Annotated in this window: 17 protein-coding genes and 1 pseudogene; 5 read left to right on the top strand and 13 right to left on the bottom strand. The window is 47.1% G+C overall.

Annotated features, from left to right (window positions below; all coding sequences use genetic code 11):
• A pseudogene (locus tag BFP76_RS00470) lies at nucleotides 1–292 on the top strand (sugar ABC transporter ATP-binding protein); the annotation flags it as partial.
• Nucleotides 293–317: 25 nt separating this feature from the next.
• On the opposite strand, the gene BFP76_RS00465 reads toward BFP76_RS00470, so the two are convergent.
• From BFP76_RS00465 to xylB, 4 genes are read right to left on the bottom strand one after another with little or no spacing between them, the layout of a single operon-like run.
• A complete protein-coding gene (locus BFP76_RS00465) occupies nucleotides 318–1,286 on the bottom strand; it encodes a glucokinase (protein ID WP_099591212.1) in 969 nt (322 codons plus the stop codon).
• Nucleotides 1,287–1,298: 12 nt separating this feature from the next.
• Nucleotides 1,299–2,168, bottom strand: coding sequence for an aldose epimerase family protein (locus BFP76_RS00460; RefSeq protein WP_165775614.1), 870 nt, complete (start codon nucleotides 2,166–2,168; stop codon nucleotides 1,299–1,301).
• Nucleotides 2,169–2,224: 56 nt separating this feature from the next.
• Complete coding sequence (gene xylA, locus BFP76_RS00455) at nucleotides 2,225–3,541, bottom strand: xylose isomerase (protein WP_205661325.1); 1,317 nt, start codon at nucleotides 3,539–3,541, stop codon at nucleotides 2,225–2,227.
• Entirely contained in the window at nucleotides 3,538–4,986 is a 1,449-nt protein-coding gene (gene xylB / locus BFP76_RS00450) for a xylulokinase (protein WP_099591209.1), read from the bottom strand. Before xylB ends, xylA begins: the two co-directional genes overlap by 4 nt.
• A gap of 113 nt (nucleotides 4,987–5,099) precedes the next feature.
• Between xylB and BFP76_RS00445 the strand changes: the two genes are divergently transcribed.
• Nucleotides 5,100–6,086 carry a Gfo/Idh/MocA family protein gene (locus BFP76_RS00445; protein WP_099591208.1) on the top strand — a complete coding sequence of 329 codons (987 nt, stop codon included), beginning with the start codon at nucleotides 5,100–5,102 and terminating at the stop codon, nucleotides 6,084–6,086.
• Here the strand turns inward: BFP76_RS00445 and eda are convergent.
• The 4 genes from eda to gap are packed head-to-tail and all read right to left on the bottom strand — an operon-like array spanning nucleotide 6,083 to nucleotide 11,059.
• Nucleotides 6,083–6,736, bottom strand: a complete 654-nt coding sequence (gene eda, locus BFP76_RS00440; RefSeq protein ID WP_099591207.1) for a bifunctional 4-hydroxy-2-oxoglutarate aldolase/2-dehydro-3-deoxy-phosphogluconate aldolase — start codon at nucleotides 6,734–6,736, stop codon at nucleotides 6,083–6,085. The two genes, BFP76_RS00445 and eda, sit on opposite strands and share 4 nt — an antisense overlap.
• A gap of 12 nt (nucleotides 6,737–6,748) precedes the next feature.
• Nucleotides 6,749–8,557, bottom strand: a complete 1,809-nt coding sequence (gene edd, locus BFP76_RS00435) for a phosphogluconate dehydratase (protein ID WP_099591206.1) — start codon at nucleotides 8,555–8,557, stop codon at nucleotides 6,749–6,751.
• 30 nt (nucleotides 8,558–8,587) lie between these two features.
• Nucleotides 8,588–10,045, bottom strand: a complete 1,458-nt coding sequence (zwf, locus tag BFP76_RS00430; RefSeq protein WP_099591205.1) for a glucose-6-phosphate dehydrogenase — start codon at nucleotides 10,043–10,045, stop codon at nucleotides 8,588–8,590.
• A gap of 12 nt (nucleotides 10,046–10,057) precedes the next feature.
• Entirely contained in the window at nucleotides 10,058–11,059 is a 1,002-nt protein-coding gene (gene gap, locus BFP76_RS00425; protein WP_099591204.1) for a type I glyceraldehyde-3-phosphate dehydrogenase, read from the bottom strand.
• A 133-nt stretch (nucleotides 11,060–11,192) separates the two neighbouring features.
• Between gap and BFP76_RS00420 the strand changes: the two genes are divergently transcribed.
• The gene (locus tag BFP76_RS00420) at nucleotides 11,193–12,197 is read left to right on the top strand and encodes a LacI family DNA-binding transcriptional regulator (protein WP_099591203.1); all 1,005 of its coding nucleotides are present in this window, start codon (nucleotides 11,193–11,195) and stop codon (nucleotides 12,195–12,197) included.
• On the opposite strand, the gene BFP76_RS00415 is transcribed toward BFP76_RS00420, so the two are convergent.
• The 5 genes from BFP76_RS00415 to BFP76_RS00395 form a co-directional block, all read right to left on the bottom strand.
• On the bottom strand, nucleotides 12,194–12,892 hold the full coding sequence (locus tag BFP76_RS00415; RefSeq protein WP_099591202.1) for an alpha/beta hydrolase: 699 nt from the start codon (nucleotides 12,890–12,892) through the stop codon (nucleotides 12,194–12,196). The two genes, BFP76_RS00420 and BFP76_RS00415, sit on opposite strands and share 4 nt — an antisense overlap.
• Before the next feature lie 10 nt (nucleotides 12,893–12,902).
• Nucleotides 12,903–13,511, bottom strand: a complete 609-nt coding sequence (locus BFP76_RS00410; protein ID WP_099591201.1) for a trimeric intracellular cation channel family protein — start codon at nucleotides 13,509–13,511, stop codon at nucleotides 12,903–12,905.
• Between the two features lie 23 nt (nucleotides 13,512–13,534).
• Entirely contained in the window at nucleotides 13,535–14,929 is a 1,395-nt protein-coding gene (locus BFP76_RS00405) for a TRAP transporter large permease (protein ID WP_099591200.1), read from the bottom strand.
• Nucleotides 14,930–14,931: 2 nt separating this feature from the next.
• The gene (locus BFP76_RS00400; protein WP_099591199.1) at nucleotides 14,932–15,606 is read right to left on the bottom strand and encodes a TRAP transporter small permease; all 675 of its coding nucleotides are present in this window, start codon (nucleotides 15,604–15,606) and stop codon (nucleotides 14,932–14,934) included.
• 66 nt (nucleotides 15,607–15,672) lie between these two features.
• Nucleotides 15,673–16,677 (bottom strand): DctP family TRAP transporter solute-binding subunit, encoded by a 1,005-nt coding sequence (locus tag BFP76_RS00395; protein WP_099591198.1) that lies wholly within the window; start codon nucleotides 16,675–16,677, stop codon nucleotides 15,673–15,675.
• 235 nt (nucleotides 16,678–16,912) lie between these two features.
• Between BFP76_RS00395 and BFP76_RS00390 the strand changes: the two genes are divergently transcribed.
• Both BFP76_RS00390 and BFP76_RS00385 read left to right on the top strand, forming a co-directional pair.
• Nucleotides 16,913–18,658: a sensor histidine kinase gene (locus BFP76_RS00390; RefSeq protein WP_099591197.1), complete on the top strand. Its 1,746-nt coding sequence runs from the start codon at nucleotides 16,913–16,915 to the stop codon at nucleotides 18,656–18,658.
• Entirely contained in the window at nucleotides 18,655–19,890 is a 1,236-nt protein-coding gene (locus BFP76_RS00385; RefSeq protein WP_099591196.1) for a sigma-54-dependent transcriptional regulator, read from the top strand. The genes BFP76_RS00390 and BFP76_RS00385 overlap by 4 nt, the downstream gene beginning before the upstream one ends.
• Nucleotides 19,891–19,949: the final 59 nt, after the last annotated feature.

The following is a 19,949-nucleotide window of genomic DNA, read 5'->3' as shown; positions in this document are numbered from 1 at the left end:
AAAAATATTGATCATGGATGAACCCACTGCCGCGCTTGGGCCCCAAGAAACTGAACAGGTTGGTCAATTGATCCATCAATTGAAAAAAGATGGCATCGGCATATTTTTGATCAGCCACGACATTCATGACGTATTCGATCTGGCAGATCGTGTTGCGGTGATGAAAAACGGCAAAATGGTTGGTTATGCGAAAACAACGGATGTCACAAAAGATGAGGTTTTGGGCATGATCATTCTTGGCAAATGCCCAGATGGCGCGATCCCAGGGCCAGGTGCCATGCAAGAAGCATAAAAAAGATGGGCGGGAATTTCCCGCCCTAACCTGTTTTTCCCAATGCGTTGGCCGCACCAATCAATCCAAACCGCGTGTTTTGATACAGATAAACAGGTGTGTTTTTGCGCGCAGCACTGAATCGCCCGCCTGCATTGAACGCATCGATAAATGATTGATTCAACAACCACGGGTTTGCTGCAACAACGCCACCGGCGATGAAAACTCCCCCTGATGCTGACATAGCAAGTGATAAATCCCCTGCAACAAATCCCAAATGTTTTTGAAATATTTCCGCGGTTTTTATCGCGGCCTGTTCGGTATTTTGCTCTGCGGCAACCAAAATGTCTTTGGGTGTATTTAATGTGGGTTTGCAGTTTAATGCGAAACAAACCGCGCGATACAGCTGGGGTAAACCGGTTCCGCTTAAAAATGCCTCTGCTTCAAAATGTAGCCCATCTTTGGCCATTAGTGTTTCTGGCCAAATTGATTTGAATGCGTCAAAGACCTTGGTTTCAAACGCATCGGTGGGTGCGATACGGACATGCCCACCTTCGCCCGGAACTGCAAAATAACCCTGACCAGTTAAGATTAACATTCCAACACCAAGCCCCGTTCCAGGACCGATAATCAGCCGATTGCCCGTTGGAATTTCATCCATGCCTTGTATCGTTGAAACGTCGCTTTGCGTCACTGTTGCCAAAGACCAAGCAGCAGCAGCAAAATCATTGATGAATGCGACGTCTTTGGTTTTACAAAGCTCTTGAACCGACGTGATGTCGATCTGTTGATCTGCATTGGTTAGTTTTACATGCCCTTGCGAAACTGTGCCAGCAGCGGCAAGAATGACACGATCAGGTGTTGAATTGACGCCATCCAAATACATGCTGATCGCGTCTAATAACCCATGATCGCCTTTGGTAGGAAAGGTTTTTTCGCGGGTGATTTCACCATCCCTCACCATCGCAAAACGCGCGTTCGTTCCACCAATATCCGCGATTAAATCCCAGCTCATGTTCTTTACCTGTTATTTTGGCTGTGAAAAAGCCAGCGTTGTTTTCTGACTATAAGGCAAATCTGGTGAGTGGATACAAGTTTGAAAATTCGGCTGGTTCAGACAATCGGGAAAATATTGTGGCTCCAAGCATATCCCATCGTTTGGTGAAAAAGGTTCGCTTAGTCCATGGCCTGTATAAACCTGCAAGCCAGGTTGATCGGTATGCAGTTCCATCGTTGCATGTTTTCCATACAATATCGCACTGGGTTGATCGTTTTGTTTTAGAACAAAATTATGATCAATGTTGGTCTGCCCCAAATTCGTAAACATGTTTTTTGATATTGGTGAAATTTCACCGGTTGGGATCAATGTATCTGTAACCTCACACAAACCAGTGGCTTGTAGTTGTAAGTGATGATCAGACAAGTTTCCGCCAAGATTATAATAATTGTGTTGCGCCAAATTTATCGGCGTTTCACCGCTTGGCTTTGCAAAAAAATCATACGTGAGAGTTGAATTGTTTAGCGAAAGTTTCAGCGTCACATTAACGCTTTCTGGGTATCCAGCATCCATATTTGGTGAATGATGATGTAACAATATTGCGTTGTTTTCGCTATCTTTTTCCAAGTTCCATACGCTTCGACCAAAGCCGTTTGAACCACCATGCAAATGATTTTCTCCGTCATTGCATTCCAATTGATAGGTTTCACCGTTTAACGAAAACTTGCCATTTGCCGTGCGATTTGCAACGCGTCCGGCAATCACTCCTAAATGATTTTTGTCCGCGATATATCCTTGCAAATCATCGTAGCTTAAAATGAAGTTTTGTTGTCCAAACCGAATTGATTTCGTTATCGCGCCAAAGTTAATAACCTCGACCGTCATTTCATTAGAACACAAGGCGGCGCACCAAATTGGCGCGCCGTCAAATTCTCCAAATTTTTTTATTTCAATTGTCATACAAAGCGATTGACGATGTTTTCCAAATATTCTTGGCGTCCTGAACGTGGGGTTGGGTTGATATCTTTGTCACGAACCAATGTTTCGATTTGTTCCAGTGAAAGCGCGCCAGATTTTAGATCTTTGCCCTGTTTCGTTTCCCAACCAGCATATCGATTTTGAAGTTCGGCGTCCAATGTGCCATCCTCGATCATTGCGACAGCAGCCTTTAATCCACGCGCACAAACATCCATGCCACCGATGTGGGAAACCAAAAGATCATCTGCATCAATGGATTGGCGGCGTAGTTTTGCATCAAAATTTGTACCACCTGATGTGAAGCCACCACCCTTGAGGATATGGTAATAGGCGAGCGCGACCTCTGGCACATTATTTGGGAACTGATCCGTATCCCAACCAGATTGGTAATCATTGCGGTTCATGTCAATTGATCCAAAGATTCCCAGTGATTGCGCCAATGCGATTTCATGTTCAAAACTATGCCCCGCCAAAATCGCATGGCCCTGTTCAAGATTCATTTGAACCTCGCCTTCCAGCCCATGTTTTTTGAGGAAACCGTAAACCGTGCCAACGTCATAATCATATTGGTGTTTGGTTGGCTCTTGTGGTTTTGGTTCCACCAGAATGGCACCTTTAAACCCGATTTTGTGTTTATATTCGACAACCAAATTTAACATGCGTCCCAATTGATCCAATTCGCGTGTTAAATCGGTATTGAGCAAGGTTTCATACCCCTCGCGCCCACCCCACAAAACGTAGTTTTCACCGTTTAGGCGTTGGGTTGCATCCATACATGTTTTGATCGTTGCAGCAGAAAATGCAAACACATCGGGATCAGGGTTTGTTGCCGCCCCACCCATGAAACGACGGTCTGAAAACAGGTTTGCGGTTCCCCACAATAATTTCATACCTGTTTCGTCCATCTTTTGTTCAAACACATCTACGATGGCGTTCAAATTATCCGTGTTCTCTGCAAAATTTCGACCCTCTGGGCGTACATCCGCATCGTGAAAACAAAAATATGGGGCACCAAGCGCGGTAAACATTTCAAATGCAATATCGGCCTTTATCTTGGCCGCATCCATCGCATTTGAAATGCGGTCTGGAAACCAAGGGCGATCAAAGGTTTGCCCGCCAAAAGGATCGCCACCTGGCCAGGCAAAGCTGTGCCAATAGGCAATCGCAAAGCGAAGATGGTCTTCCATGCGTTTGCCCATAACGATTTCGTTTGGGTCGTAATGGCTAAACGCGAGCGGATCTGTATTGTCTTTGCCCTTAAATGGGATTTTGTCGATGCTAAAAAATTTCGTCATGATGCTTCCTTTATCAGGGGGTATAATTTGCGGAACCGCTGATAGGCGGCTTCGTATTTTGATTGCAATTGTGTGTTTGGGGAAATGCGTTTGGCGATTGTTGGGGCAACAAGTGTTGTTTCAATATCTGCCCCATCCCCGATCATGGCCAAACGCGCGGCGCCGAGAGCTGCACCAAAATCACCTTTGTCTGGCAATGCCAAACGCAGACCCAATATTGTCGATAGCGTATCAAGCCAAAATTCAGATTTTGTACCACCGCCAATGGCCAAAACTTCGTTCAGTTCAGTACCAGTGGATTTCAGCGCTTCCAAACAATCACGCAGCGCAAATGAAACCCCTTCCATGACCGCTTGGCATAAATCGCTGGATGTTGTGTCGGATTTTAGACCAATAAACGCGCCACCGATATCGGCGTCATTATGGGGTGTTCGTTCGCCGCTGAGATAAGGTAAAAACATGACCTTGCTGGGGCCGGTTATCGGGCCTGCGCAAAGCTTGGATAATTCTTCTGGCGTTGTGTTCAAACTGTTCGCCAGCCAGTTCAAACTGTTGGTGGCAGATAACATAACCCCCATTTGATACCAGCGTTCGGGAATGGCGTGACAAAACGTATGAACAGCCGTTTCTGGCGCTGGATGGTATCCGTTTTTCGCCGCGAGCAATACGCCTGAGGTTCCCAAGGATACGAAACCTTGCCCCTCTTGTGCCGCGCCAACACCGCATGCGGCCACAGCATTATCAGCGCCCCCTGCGATTATTTTAATATCGTTTTGCAGGCCGAATTTTTGCGCGATTTTTGAATTTAGAATACCTGCGATTTGCGATCCTTCGATCAGATCGGGCATTTGATCAATGCGCATTCCACTGGCAGTAAGTAACGTTTCAGACCACGCCCGTTTCCCCACGTCTAACCAGCTTGACCCCGCAGCATCGGACATATCTGTAACATACCGATTTGTGAGCCAGTACAATAAATAATCTTTTGGTAACAATACTTTATGAACGTGATCAAATAAATCTGGTTCATGCTTTTTCATCCACATTAATTTTGGAGCGGTAAATCCTGGGAATACAATATTCCCAGATATTGCGCGAAAATCTGGGTCTTTGTCCAATTGCGCTGCTTCTGTTTCGCTACGCATGTCGTTCCACAAAATACAGGGACGAATTGGTTTGCCGTAGATATCAACCACAACTGCGCCATGCATATGGCCTGATAAGCTGATCGCACGGATATTGGTAAATTCTGTAGGATGGTTTTTACGTAATTGGTCAAAGACTGCCCCACACGCTTTTACCCATTCGTCTGGGTCTTGTTCTGACCAATTGGGATGTGGTTGGCTAACATCATATTGAGCATGCGCTGTTGCAACAGGTGCGCCATTTTGATCAACAATAAGCGCCTTAAGCCCCGACGTGCCTAAATCCAATCCAAGATACATTTTTATTCCTCCCCCACTTCAATCACAGAAAAAAACCATCGTTTCAAGATTTTTCTTTTGTCTCGAAATAAAAAACGTTAGATTTGCTGGGAGACTGTTGGGAGGATCATAAAATGTTTCGTTGGGGCGTGTTATCAACCGCAAAAATTGCACGGGAACATTTGATTCCAGCAATGCAAGAATCGACAAATGGAATCGTCGCGGGCATTGCCAGCAGATCAACAGAACGTGCAAAAGAATTGGCATCGCGCTTTGCCGTTCCTACGGTTTTTGAAACTTATGACGATCTGATTACCAGTGCAGATATTGATGGTGTGTATATTCCATTGCCTACATCACAACACAGCGAATGGGCAATCAAAGCTGCGCGTGCAGGTAAACATGTTTTATGTGAAAAACCGATCGCGCTAAATGCCAAAGAAATTGATGATATTATCCAAGCCCGTGATCAATCTGGTGTATTAGTATCCGAAGCATTCATGGTGACATATCACCCACAATGGTTGAAAGTGCGCGCATTGTTGAAAGATGGCGCTATCGGCAAGCTGCGCCATGTTCAAGGCGCATTTTCATATTTTAATATGGATCCGAATAATATGCGCAATGTCGCAAACTTGGGCGGCGGTGCCTTGCCGGATATTGGGGTTTATCCAACTGTGACCACGCGATTTGTAACGGAACAAGAACCTGTGCGATTGCGCGCAGAAATTGATTTTTCAAAAGAATTCGGTACGGATACTTTTGCAAATGTAACGGCGGAGTTCCCTGATTTTTCCATGTCATTTTATGTGTCAACGCAACTGGCCATGCGCCAAGAAATGACATTTCACGGTGACAAGGGGCGCATACATTTACAGGCACCGTTTAATGCGGGGCTATATGATTTGGCGCGGGTGAATGTGTTTGATAACGAAACAGATTCCGAAACCAGTTTCAAATTTTCTGCCGTTCGCCAATACGTCACCGAAGTAGAAGCATTTGTAAATGCCGTGCATGATCGCACACTGCCGCATTTCACATTGGAAAACAGCCGCAAAAACCAAGCCTTCATTGACGCAATTTATCGCGCAGCTAAATCAGGGGATTGGGAAACAGTTTAGGCGTGCAATTGAGTTGCCGCGGCTGATGCAATTTCTTGTACCTTGGCCCAATCTCTGGCTTTGATCGCATCGCCTGGTGCCACCCAAGAACCGCCAACACAACGCACATTTGGCAAATCCAAATAGGTTTGCGCATTCTTCAATGACACACCACCGGTTGGGCAAAATGAAATTTGGGGCAAAGGTGATGCCAGTGATTTCAACAATGGTGTGCCACCTGCGGCCTCTGCTGGGAAAAACTTTTGCATGGTGTATCCACGTTCCAACAAACGCATGGCTTCGCTTGCAGATGCGGCACCTGCCAACAGCGGAAGCCCTTCGGCCTCGCAGGCATCAATCAACGCATCTGTTGCACCGGGAGACACGCCAAATTTTGCACCCGCAGCAACGGCGTTTTTCACATCTTGGGGGGTGATCAACGTCCCTGCCCCGACAACGCCACCATCCAATTCAGACATTGCTTTGATTGCATCAAGCGCGCAGTCGCTACGCAATGTGACCTCTAACACAGGTAAACCACCCGCAATCAATGCTGTTCCCAAATCGGCCGCAGTGTTGATGTCCTCAACGATAAGAACGGGAACCACAGGGGCAAGTTCACAAATTTCGATTGTGCGTTTGCTTGCATCGGTTGCGGAAATACGTGCCATTTGTGGTGTCCTTTAGAAATTGAATATGGTTGCGCCTGATTGCGCAGGGCCAACATTATTACGGAATATATCAAATAATTCCCGGCCAAGCCCGAATTTATTATCTGTCATATCAGGATGGGTAATTTCGCGGCTAAAGATAGCGGAATCCTGCGCATCCAACGTGCCGTTGATCGCGTCAACCGTTACGATATCTCCATCTTTGAGATAGGCCAGCGGACCGTTATCCAATGCCTCTGGGCTGACATGAATAGCGGCGGGTACTTTGCCCGATGCGCCAGACATGCGCCCATCGGATACCAACGCAACCTTAATCCCACGATCCTGCAATACGGTTAAACATGGTGTCAGCCCGTGCAGTTCCGGCATGCCGTTGGCCTTTGGCCCTTGATAGCGCACAACAACAATGAGGTCATCGGTGAATTCGTTATTTCGAAAAGCGTTCAGAACGGAATGCTGATCATGAAACACGCGCACAGGTGCGGTGATCTGGCGGCGATCTTCGGAAACGGCGGATACTTTCATCACACCACTGCCAAGGTTGCCCTTGAGATCGGATAAACCACCCGTTGCTTGAAATGGTTTCGCAGCCGAGGCGATAATTTTATCATTGAGCGAGGTTTTGATTCCATCGGTCCAAATCAATTCATCATCAATCAATTTTGGGTCTTTGGTGTATTCTTCTAAACCTTTGCCCATAATGGTTGTTGTATCATCATGCAACAACCCATCGTTTAGCAATTCAGACATGACCAAGCCCAAACCACCCGCAGCGTGGAAATGGTTCACATCCGCCAACCCGTTTGGATAAACACGGGTCAATAATGGAATTGTGTGCGAAATTTCTGCGAAATCTGACCAGTCAAGAATGATGCCAGACGCACGCGCCATCGCCAGCAAATGGATCAACAGATTGGTTGAACCACCCGTGGCCATCAATCCTATAATCCCGTTTACATATGCGCGTTCGTCCAAAACCTGCGAAACCGGGGTATATTGATTACCAAGTGCGCTGATGGACATGGCTTGGCGGGTGCCTGCCTTGGTCAATGCATCGCGAAGCGGCGTATTTGGGTTCACAAAGCTGGAACCTGGCAAATGTAGCCCCATGAATTCCATCAACATTTGGTTTGTGTTGGCGGTGCCATAAAACGTACATGTTCCCGGCCCGTGATAGCTGGCCATTTCGGCCTTCATCAATGCGGCGCGGTCAACTTTGCCCTCGGCGAAATCTTTGCGCACTTTGGTTTTATCGTCATTCGACATGCCCGTGGTCATTGGACCTGCGGGCAAAAACACCGCTGGCAAATGTCCAAACGTGGCCGCCGCAATGACCAATCCGGGTACGATTTTATCGCAAACACCCAGATAAACCGTTGAATCGAATACATTATGGGATAGACCAATGCCCGTGGACATGGCAATTGCATCGCGCGAAAACAGCGACAATTCCATGCCTGTTTGACCCTGTGTAATTCCATCACACATCGCAGGAACACCCGCCGCCACCTGAGCAGTACCTCCCGCCGCTCGTGCGGTTTCTTTGATAATATCGGGGTAAAATTGGAATGGCTGGTGCGCCGAAAGCATATCATTATATGCCGTGATAATCCCAAGGTTTCCATTTGTTCCTTCGGCCAATGCGGCTTTATCATCGCCCATTGGTGCGTATGCATGGGCTTGGTTGCCACAAGATAAATGCGCACGCTGTGGGCCGTCTGAACGCATGTTGTCCATACGTTCAAGATATGCGGTGCGGGTTTTTTCAGATCGCTTGGTAATGCGATCGGTAACGTTTGCGAGTACAGAATTCAGTGCCATGTTTGGGTCCTTATTCCTTTGGTTCTCGGGTTAAACTGCGTCCAGCCGCTGCCAACGACGATTATCACGCGCCATCAATGCGATTGCATCTTCTGGGCCGGTGCTGCCTTGGTCATATGTGACGGGCTTGCTGGAACTTGCATTCCATTGTTCAATGATATGGTCGGTCCAACCCCAAGCGGCCTCGACTTCGTCACCGCGCATAAACAGGGTTTGGTTGCCGCGAATGGCATCCATGATCAGGCGCTCATATGCATCAATTGCCACATTATCAGGGATAATTTCGGCAAAGCTCATATCAAGAGGTACTTCTGTTAAGCGCATCCCACCAGGGCCTGGTTCCTTGACCGTCATATGCAGGGTAATTCCCTCTTCTGGTTGCAGGCGGATAACCAATTTGTTTTGGTAATCATCTGCCAGATCAGGGAAAATTGAATGGGGAACCTGTTTGAAAATCAGCGTAATTTCCGACACGCGTTTTTTCAACGCCTTGCCAGTTCGCAAATAAAACGGCACACCCGCCCAACGCCAGTTTGACACTTCGGTTTTGATCGCGACATAGCTTTCTGTGCGCGAATGCGGATCGTTGACATGATCAAGATATGACCCTGTTTTATCTGATGCGCGATATTGCGCACGCACGGTGTCGCGAATATCGACAGGTGAAAGTGCGTGAATAACCTTTAGCTTTTCATTGCGAACAGAATCCGCTTCGAAATGTGCGGGGGGTTCCATCGCCACAAGGCACAGCAATTGCATCAAATGGTTTTGGATCATATCGCGCATTGCACCTGATGTATCGTAATATTCGCCGCGGCCTTCAACCGTTACCGATTCAGCAACTGTGATTTGCACGTGGTCCACATATTTTGCGTTCCAGAGCGGCTCTAAGAATATATTGGCAAAGCGCAGCGCCATCAGGTTTTGCACGGTTTCTTTGCCCAGATAATGGTCGATACGATAAATTTGGCTTTCGTCAAACGCGTCGCGAAGCGTTTCATTCAATGCCTTCGCACTTGCCAGATCAGTACCCAACGGTTTTTCAACAACCACACGTGTTTCAGGCGTGATCAGATCAAACGCTTTCATATGTTGGGTGGTTGATGTGATCAAAGACGGGCTTACCGACAGGTAAAACGCGCGTACCGGATTGGCACCCTTTTGTAATGCGCTTGCCAATTCACCCCAACCAGCATCGGAAAACGCATCAATCGTTTGATAGGATAGCATTGCCAAAAACCCATCAAGATCAGCGGATTTATAATCCGATTTTGGCACAAATTCGTGAATGGCTTCTTTGGTGAGTTTTTGAAACGCAGCATTATCCAGATCGCTACGCGATGCGCCGATGATCCGCGAACCATTCGGCGCCTGTCCCGCCATAACGCGGCGGAACAGAGCGGGGAGGATTTTGCGGCGCGCCAGATCACCTGTCGCACCAAAAATCACCAGATCAAAAGGATCAACAGGGATGATGGAGGAAACCATTCCCGTTGTCCCCTACAGCAGTTTCGACATCGCGCGAGCAGTGTCGATCATGCGGTTGGAAAATCCCCATTCGTTGTCATACCAAGACACCACACGCACCAAACCATCAGCAGTCACAGATGTTTGCGGCGCGGCATAATTGGATGAAGTCGTTGTTGTGTTGTAGTCGATCGAAACTTTGGGCTGCGTTTCGTATGAAAGAATGCCTTTCATCGAACCCTCTGACGCTGCTTTCATTGCCGCATCGATTTGTTCGACGGTGACGTCATTATTTGGAACGAAGGCCAAATCAACCAGCGATACATTTGGTGTTGGCACGCGAATAGCGCTTCCTTCTAATTTACCTGCAAGTTCTGGCAACACCAATGAAATTGCCTTGGCGGCACCCGTTGATGTTGGGATCATGGAAACGCTGGCGGCACGCGCACGATAAAGATCCTTGTGATCTGTGTCATGGGTTGGCTGATCGCCAGTGAATGCGTGAACTGTTGTCATATAACCAGTTTTGATGCCGCAAAGATCGTTCAATACTTTCGCGATGGGCGCCAAGCAGTTGGTTGTACAAGACGCGTTAGAAACAATCACATCATCCGCTGTAAGGGTATCTTCGTTCACACCAAAAACGATGGTTTTATCGGCGTCTTTACCTGGGGCTGAAATCAATACACGTTTAGCGCCTGTTTTTAAAATCTCAGCGGCTTTGTCACGTGCGGTGAAAATGCCCGTACATTCCATGGCGATATCAATATCACCCCACGGCAATTCAGCAGGGTTGCGAATTTCGGTTACGCGAATGAACTGGCCATCAACCTTGATGCCACCATCAACAACTTCGACATCAAAACCAAAACGGCCATGTACAGAATCAAAGCGTAACAAATGTGCCATAGTTTCATTTGGAGACAGATCGTTAATTGCAACGATTTGCATGTCTTTCATACCAGATTCAAAGGCTGAACGTAGAACTGATCGTCCAATACGACCAAAACCATTAATTGCAATTTTCACTGTCATTTTTCCATCCACCGTGTTTTAAAAGGCTTATAGCCGTTAGCGCTAACGGCTTTGGAAATAAAACGAAACCAATTCAAAATCAACCTTTATCTTCGCGGGTGACAAAGATGACAAAACTGATAGTGTTTGCGCGATGACACAGAAACTAACACTAAAAGACATTGCCGCCGCTGCGGGTGTCAGCGAAATGACCGCATCACGCGCGTTGAGAAATGCCGCGGATGTGTCCCAGAAAACACGTGAGCGCGTGGAAGCAGCCGCCGCAGAACTGGGTTATGTGCGCAATAAAATTGCCGGTGCATTGGCATCAAACAAAGTGGATTTGGTGGGCGTGGTCATTCCATCTGTCAAAAGCTACGTTTTTTCCGAAGTGCTGGATGGTATTTCATCCGCCCTCGCCCCGACAAAATTACGTCCTGTGTTTGGATTATCCAATTATGATTTGAAATCCGAACAAGAAGTGATCAGCGAAATGTTATCGTGGCGCCCCAGTGGTTTGATCGTGGCAGGATTGGAACATAACGAAACTGCACGCAAAATTTTGCAAAACACAGATACACCCGTTGTTGAAATCATGGATGTGGATGGTGATGCCATCGATATGTGCGTTGGTATTTCGCATTATAAAGCGGGATATCAAATGGCACAAACCATCGTTGAGCGTGGCCATAAAAACATTGGGTTCATCGGCACCAAAATGGAATCAGATTTTCGCGCCGAAAAACGATTGAACGGGTTTGTCACCTGTTTGGCTGAAAACAATATCACGTTGATGGATCAAGAACTGTACCGTTCGGGATCATCCGTTCAAAAAGGCAAAGAATTCACCAAGGCATTGCTGGAACGCAGCCCGGCATTGGATTGCATCTATTGTTCCACCGATGTCACCGCCGTGGGGGCATTTATGCATTGTTGGGAGAATAACATTTCAATCCCTGATCAATTGTCTCTGGCTGGTTTCAATGATCTGACCCTTGCGCATGGCCTACCCCAACGACTTGCCACGACCAATTCAATGCGTTTTGAAATTGGACAAAAAGCTGCGGAAATGATTTTGGAATGTAACGCGCCGGATGGTTACGATGGCCCCAAAGTGGTTGAATTATCGCCGCAAGTTCAATTGGGTGACAGTCTTTAGTCAGCAAACTGTAGTATTTTTTGGATGACGTATTCGGGTTTTTCGATCATGGCATCATGTAAGCAATCGAATACGTCAGTTTCCCAACCCATTTGATCGCGATAAGTTTCGTAAAACCCGTGAAATGCAGATGGTGCGTTTTGTTTGAACAACAGATACATTTTGCGCGCGTTAATCGGTTTTTCTGACAACGAAATCCCATCGGCGAAACAGCGGATCGGATGTGGTGTTGTCATTTTCTTCAACCATGCAATATCACTTGCATCATTCGACCATTTCGCAAATGCGGTTGGTGGAATGGTGAAATTTTCGCGCGTTGTTGCGGCAACATCCTCTGGGCGGACCTTTGATCCCAATTCAATCGGGGATTGCCCGTTTTTAGTTGGAACAAAAGCATCCAGATAGATCATAGCGCTTACGTTTTCACCCAATTGGTCTGCAACCCCAGTGATTACAAATCCACCATAGGAATGACCAACAAGCATGATGTTGTCCATTTCTGCAAAGCGTATTTCTTGAACAATATCAGCGACATGTGAATCAACGTTGATGTCAGGATGGGTCAAATGCTGTCGCGCACCCAATCCAGTGAGGGTGGGCGCAATAACACGATGCCCTGCCGCACGTAGTTGAGGCTCCACACGTTGCCAGCACCAGCCACCATGCCAAGCGCCATGAACCAAAACGATATCCATGTTGAAATCCTTAGGTTGCGTTTCGCGCAACAATCGCAATCCGCACCACGGTAATCAATGCAAAAGAACTGGCAAGGCTGATTTCTTCGCCAAGATATGGAACGCTGAACAGGTAAAGTGCAGCCCCGATAAGCGATAAAGTCGCATAAAAATCTGATTTCAAAATCGTTGGCGTGACACCGCATAATACGTCGCGGAGCATTCCGCCACCAACACCTGTAATCCCACCCAAAATAGCGGCCATAACGGGGCTGATCCCGGCGTTAATCGCAACTTTGACACCGACAAGTGTGAACAGCGCCAAACCAACTGCATCGAAATAGGATAGTAATCGAAATCGTTGCCCCTGCCCGCCTTGCATGCGTGCCACAATAAAATAGGTGATGATACCTACGGGCACAGCCGTGATTAAAAACGTAATATCACGGAGCCAAAAAACAGGGGTCGCCCCGATCAAAATGTCACGAATTGTGCCCCCGCCAACCGCGGTGATCACGGCCAAAAACGTGGCGCCAAACAGATCGAAATCAAAACGCACCGCTTGGATCGCGGCGGATGCGGCCATGACGGCCGTGGCGGGAATTGTCAAAATGACAATGATTGAATTGAGATCAAACATAGTTTCGCGCCACGGCCTGTCAGTTAGTTATTGATCACCTCGGGCCCCATAACGGCGTTTGGCAATACAGTTGATATCCACGGGATATATGTGATCATGATCAAGAACAAGAACATGATGGCCAAGAAAGGCAAAGCGGCACGAACCACACCCATCATTGACATCCCCGCAACACCTGCGGTCACAAACAGGTTCAAACCAACGGGGGGTGTAATCATCCCGATTTCCATATTTACCACCATAATGATGCCCAGATGGATCGGATCAATGCCCAGTTCAATTGCAATTGGAAACACCAAGGGTGCAACAATCACCAACAAACCAGATGGCTCCATAAACTGACCACCGATCAACAAAATCACATTAACGACGATCAGGAACATCACTGGTCCAAATCCATAATCCAACATGGTGCTGGTGATTTGTTGTGGGATTTGTTCATCCGTAATTACGTGTTTAAGGATCAACGCATTTGCAATCACGAACATCAATGTCACCACAAGACGACCCGCATCAAACAGTGTTCTGCGTGTGTCTTCGTGCCAGAACGCGGTGATCAAACTTTGTGGTTTTTGCAAAATGTTACGGCGGTCTTGTCCATCACGCGCGGCCAACGGCCCCATATCGCGATAGATAAAACAAGCAACAATAAACGCATAAACGGATGCAACGGCTGCGGCCTCTGTTGGGGTGAAAATCGCAGATGTCACACCAGGGATACCGTAAATCCCGATCATAATAATCGCGATCAACATCAGGCCCCAGAATGCTTCGCGCAAGGATTGAAAAACCTCGCCCCAGCCAGCCCAATTACCCGCGGGCATGTTTTTTACACGCGCCATGACATAAATGCCGACCATTAACATCACACCCGCTAATAACCCCGGGATCACACCGGCCAAGAACATGCGGCCAACTGAAACCTCTACGGCGGCGGCGTAAACCACCATCACGATGGACGGTGGGATCAAAATGCCAAGTGTGCCCGCATTACAAATAACGCCAGCGGCAAATTCTTTGGTGTAACCCACTTGGCGCATGGCCGCGATCACGATCGAGCCAATGGCAACCACGGTTGCAGGGGAAGAACCCGAAAGAGCAGCAAAGATCATACAAGCAAGTACAGATGCAATCGCCAGCCCGCCGCGAAAATGGCCAACCAGAGCGATTGAAAAACGAATGATCCGCTTTGCCACCCCACCTGTGGACATAAAGGACGATGCCAGAATGAAAAACGGAATGGCGAGCAAGGTCGAATGGCCTTCGAATGCCTCGAACAACGTTTGCGCTATGGATGCGGTGGAACTATCTGAAAAGCTTAGCAAAAATAGGATAGATGACAGGCCAAGAGACACCGCAATCGGCACCCCGATCAGCATCAAGCCAATCACCATCACAAAAAGAATTAGAATTTCCATGATTACATTGCCTCTTCTTGTTCTTTAAGACGTTTCGCCGCCTCTTCTACGTCGTCTTCTGCCTCGTGGCTTACAATCAGCATGTCAATTTTGCCTGTCCACACGGCCCATCCCGCTTGCAAAAAGCGAAACAATAACAATGCCATGGACACTGGCAGTACCAAATACGGCACGACCTTTGGTAACTTTTCATAGGCGTCACCGTCATTGAAAGCGGCGGACAACCAATTTAGGAAAAATGGTACGGGGATATCTTGGGTTTCATACCAACCGCGACCACGCGTTGATTCATCAAACCCAGTTGGGAACCAGCGTCCTTCTGTTGGGTAAAGATTTGCAAAAGGTGCCCAATAATCCCATGCGCCTTTCAAAAGGAAAAAGGCATATGCGATACATGCGAGCGCAGAAATCATCGCCAAAATACGTCTTGTGCGCGAGCCAGCCATATTGATGATGGCATCCACACCCAGATGTGCTGATTTTTTAACTGCGTAAGATGCGCCCAGCAAAACCAACCATGCGAACATGAATACCGTTAATTCGAGCGCGTAAAAAATATTGGAATTGAAAACATAACGTGCAACGACATTTGCAAATGTCATCAACGTCATCATGCCCAGCAAAAACGCAATCAGGTTTTCTTCCAGACGATCAGTCCAGCGATTGGCAAATGTCATTGCCGCCTCCCCAATTTTGGATAAAGAAATGCCGCCGTCCCAATTGGAACGGCGGCGAGTTGATGTTTAGTTAGACATCATATTGATTTTTTGTGCGGCTTCGATGTTTGCTGTGCCAACATCTGCCTCGAATTTCGCCCAAACAGGTTTCATCGCATCAACCCATGCTTGGCGTTGTTCAGGTGTCAATTCACGCACAACACCACCCGCAGCAATCACAGATTCCTTTGCCGCTTGGTTTACAGCGGTGGATTCTTTGTTACGCGCTTCGGTCACTTCGTGCACGATTGTCAGGAATTGATCACGCACATCAGCGTCCAAACCATTCAACCAATCAATGTTTGTCACCAGCAGGTAATCCAAAATTCCGTGATCCGTTTCGGTTGTACCGTCCTGAACCTCGAAGAATTTTTTACCATAGATGTTTGACCATGTATTTTCTTGGCCATCTACAACACCCTGTTGCAAACCGCCGTATACCTCAGAAAATGCCATTTTCTGTGGGCTTGCACCCATGGCTTCCATTTGGGCAACCAAAACATCAGATGATTGAACGCGGAATTTCAAACCGTTTGCATCTGTTGGAACCAACAAAGGTTTGTTTGCTGACATTTGCTTCATGCCATTGTGCCAGTAACCCAATCCTTGCAAACCACGTTTTTGCATGCTGTCGAGCATCGCTTGACCCGCATCAGATGCTTGGAATGCTTCAACCGCGTGGATGTCTTTGAACATGAACGGCAGGTCGAAAATTCGGAACTGTTTGGTGAATTTTTCAAATTTTGACAATGAAGGCGCGGCCAGTTGCACATCACCTTGCAGCATTGCTTCCAAAACTTTGTCATCGTTATACAATGTTGAATTTGGGAAAACCTCCATACAGGCTTTGCCGTTCATTTCATCATTCACGCGCTGTTCCAACAAAGACGCAGCAATCCCTTTTGGGTGTTTGTCAGTGTTTGTAACGTGGCTGAATTTAATTACCACTTCGCCTTCGTCACATGCGGCAAATGCCACACCTGGAACCAAAGCAACCGCTGCAACGCATGCAGCTTTCAAAAAAGTTTTCATTGTAGCCTCCCAAAGCTTTTACGGATGATCCGTGTAGGGTTAAAACTAAATGCTTGTTTAAATCTATAGGCAAACAAAAAAATGATATTTAATATTATTGTTTTATTTCAATGTATTACTGTTGCCATGTTCGCCGAAGATTAAAAATGTGCGAACAACCGCACATTTTAATATCCGATTGATAGAGATTACCATATGGTCGAAATGTACCAATATAGCGAGATTCGCACCCGTAATGTTCCATATTTTTCGCCGTAAATATTTGATAATCTACGCGGCGCTTGCCGTGGCGATTGTGTTGGGAACATATTGGTTTGAAACACGCAATGGGCTGAACCAACTGGCGAAAACGGGTGCGGTCCGGTTGGAACAATCACGTGATCGCTTGCTGGGGCAATTGTCCAGCTTTCGCCAACTTCCCAATGTTTTGGCAAAACATCCACAATTGATCGCAGCGGTGAAAACCCGTGAAAACCTAACAGAGGCGCGCTCGTTTTTGTTAAACACCAGCCTGTCAACAGGGGTGGAGGATATCTATCTGTTGGATGACCAAGGTCAGATCATTATCACATCCAACATAACCGAGGCGGATCATTATGATACTGCGATGTTTCATAATCGCGCCGATGTGCGTGCGGCATTCAATGGGCGTCTTGGGTTTTTCCATGCGATTGATCCTGTTGATCAATCGCGCGATTTCTTTTTTGCGCGGCGGATAGATTTTGATGGTGCTTATGGGCGTGGGGTTATTGTGGTTCAGGTCGATATTGCGAGCTTGGAATTTGACTGGCAAATCGATGAAGACGTGATTGCATTCTTTGATGAAAACGAGGTCGCATTTGTAACCAATCGGCAAAATGTGGCGATGCGACGATTGTCACCTGTGACATCTCCGTTGTTACGTGGGGAATACTATCCGCAATCGGCAGTCCGACCGTTTTTTGAATATTCGGTACGGCAAAAATTTGGCCATGACTTGTGGTGGTTTGATGATGACAGCGGATCTGCATCTGAAAAATTAACGGTTTCGCGCTTTGTACCTCAAATTGATCTTACGCTTCGTGTTTTTATGAAAACACAAAATGCCAAAGCTGCGGCGCTGTTGCAAACGCAATTGGTAGCGGCAATGTTGGCGATGATTGGTTTGGGGTTTTGGGCATTATCCCAACGCCGCAAACGATTGGCCGATCGTTTGGCGATCGAAGAAGCCGCAAATGCAAGATTAGAAGCGCGCGTTGAGGATCGCACAAAACAGCTTCGTGAAACGCAAGCACAGTTGATACAGGCGGGCAAGCTCACCGCATTGGGTCAGATGTCGGCAAGTATTAGCCACGAGTTGAACCAACCAATGGCGGCCATTCAAAATTTTGCGCAAAACGGAACCAAGCTTTTGAAAATGGATCGCGCCACGGATGCTGCACAAAACTTTGATCATATCAAAGGACAGGTTGATCGGATGAGCCGCATCATCAAAAGCCTGCGCGCATTTGCGCGAAAAGAAAAAGAAACGATTGCACCTGTTGATGTTCAATTGGTGATCCAAGAAACCATTGAATTGTTATCGCAACGCTGTGACGATGAAAACATCACGTTGCATTTCACCCCCTCTTCAACGCCTGTCATGGTGATGGGGGGGCATGTGCGTTTGCAACAGGTTTTTATCAACCTATTGAATAACGCATATGACGCGGTGATTGATCAGCCAAACAAACAGGTGTGGATCAAGATAAATATGACGCCAGAAAATGTTCAAATAATTGTCGCGGATTCTGGCAAAGGTTTCGTGGATGAAACCCGTGTGTTTGAACCGTTTTATTCCACCAAAGACATTGGCGCGAGCAAGGGTATGGGGCTGGGCCTGTCCATATCATATGGCATTATCGGGAGCTTTGGCGGTGAACTCACCTGCAAAAATGGCGCGGATGGTGGCGCGGAATTTTGCGTGAAATTGAACCGCTCTTTGCAAGGGTCAACAACATGAAACCACAGGTGATATTGATCGAAGACGATGATGCGTTGCGCCTGTCACTTGCACAGACACTGGATATCGAAGGGATAAGCGTGATCCAAGCAGACGGTCTCGTCCAAGCGAAACGTGCCATTCGTGCAAATTTTGCAGGTGTCATTTTGTCTGATATTCGCATGCCACATCACGATGGGTTTGACGTATTGGCGCATGTGAAAGACACCGATCCAGATTTGCCAGTGGTGTTATTAACGGGCGAGGCAGACGTACCCATGGCATTGCGCGCAATGAAAGAAGGTGCATATGATTTTTTGGAAAAACCATGTGCAACTGAAACCTTATTAAAGGTTTTGCATCGTGCGCTTTCACATCGCAGCTTGATCACGCAAACGCGCCAGCTTGAACAAAAAATTCGTCATAGCGACGCGGCATCTGTAAATTTTCCAGGTAAAACACCTGCGTCCAAAAATTTGCGATCAAACCTGCGCCGCGTTGCCCCCCTGCCCGTTCATGTGCATTTGTTTGGGCCGCGTGGGGTTGGAAAAAAACTGGCGGCCTACACCATTCATAATCTGTCCCAAGACAGGGATGTAAATCTGGCGATCAATTTGCAAGATGCAGGATCAGATGAAATTGCCACATTGAAAGTACCCGATGTACCTTGTGATTTGTCACTGAAAAATGTCGAATTGGCGGGTGCAGCGCAACAGGCGGATTTGCTCGCGTTGATCAAAGCACATCCAAATTTACGCGTGATTTTATCCAGCATTCATTCAATGGATTATTTATTGAAACGCGGATTTAGCGAAGAATTGTTTTCCATCCTTAATCTGGTGGAAATAAACGTGCCAACCTTGAAACGTCGTCGCGATGATTTGCCGGTGTTGTTTGAAGGGTTTGCCCGCCACACCGCCCGTGCATTAAACACAGACATGCCCCAAGTGCCCCAAAGTGTTTATGCAAACGTAATGGCAAAGGATTGGAACGGGAATTTGCCAGAATTGCGCAACTATGCCCGCACGATTGTTTTGGGTTTAAGTGTACGCAAACACACACCACAGGAATTGACGCTTGCACAACAAATGGATGCGTTTGAAAAAATGGTTTTGTCCGAGACGCTAAAGCGTAACAAAGGCAAGGCGGTTGATACGGCCAAATCATTGGGTTTGCCGCGCAAAACATTTTATGATCGTCTGGCACGATACGATCTTCGACCCAAAGATTTCAAACCAAAGGATCCACAATAGGCTTGCGTCAATGGTGGCGGATTCTTAAACTGTTTTAAACCGTCCAAGCAAAGCAGAGT

The sequence above is a fragment of the Paramylibacter kogurei genome (assembly GCF_002742285.1).
Lineage (GTDB): Bacteria > Pseudomonadota > Alphaproteobacteria > Rhodobacterales > Rhodobacteraceae > Amylibacter > Amylibacter kogurei.
Note: the sequence above shows the minus strand (reverse complement) of the source record. Positions and strands in the feature narration are given on the sequence as shown.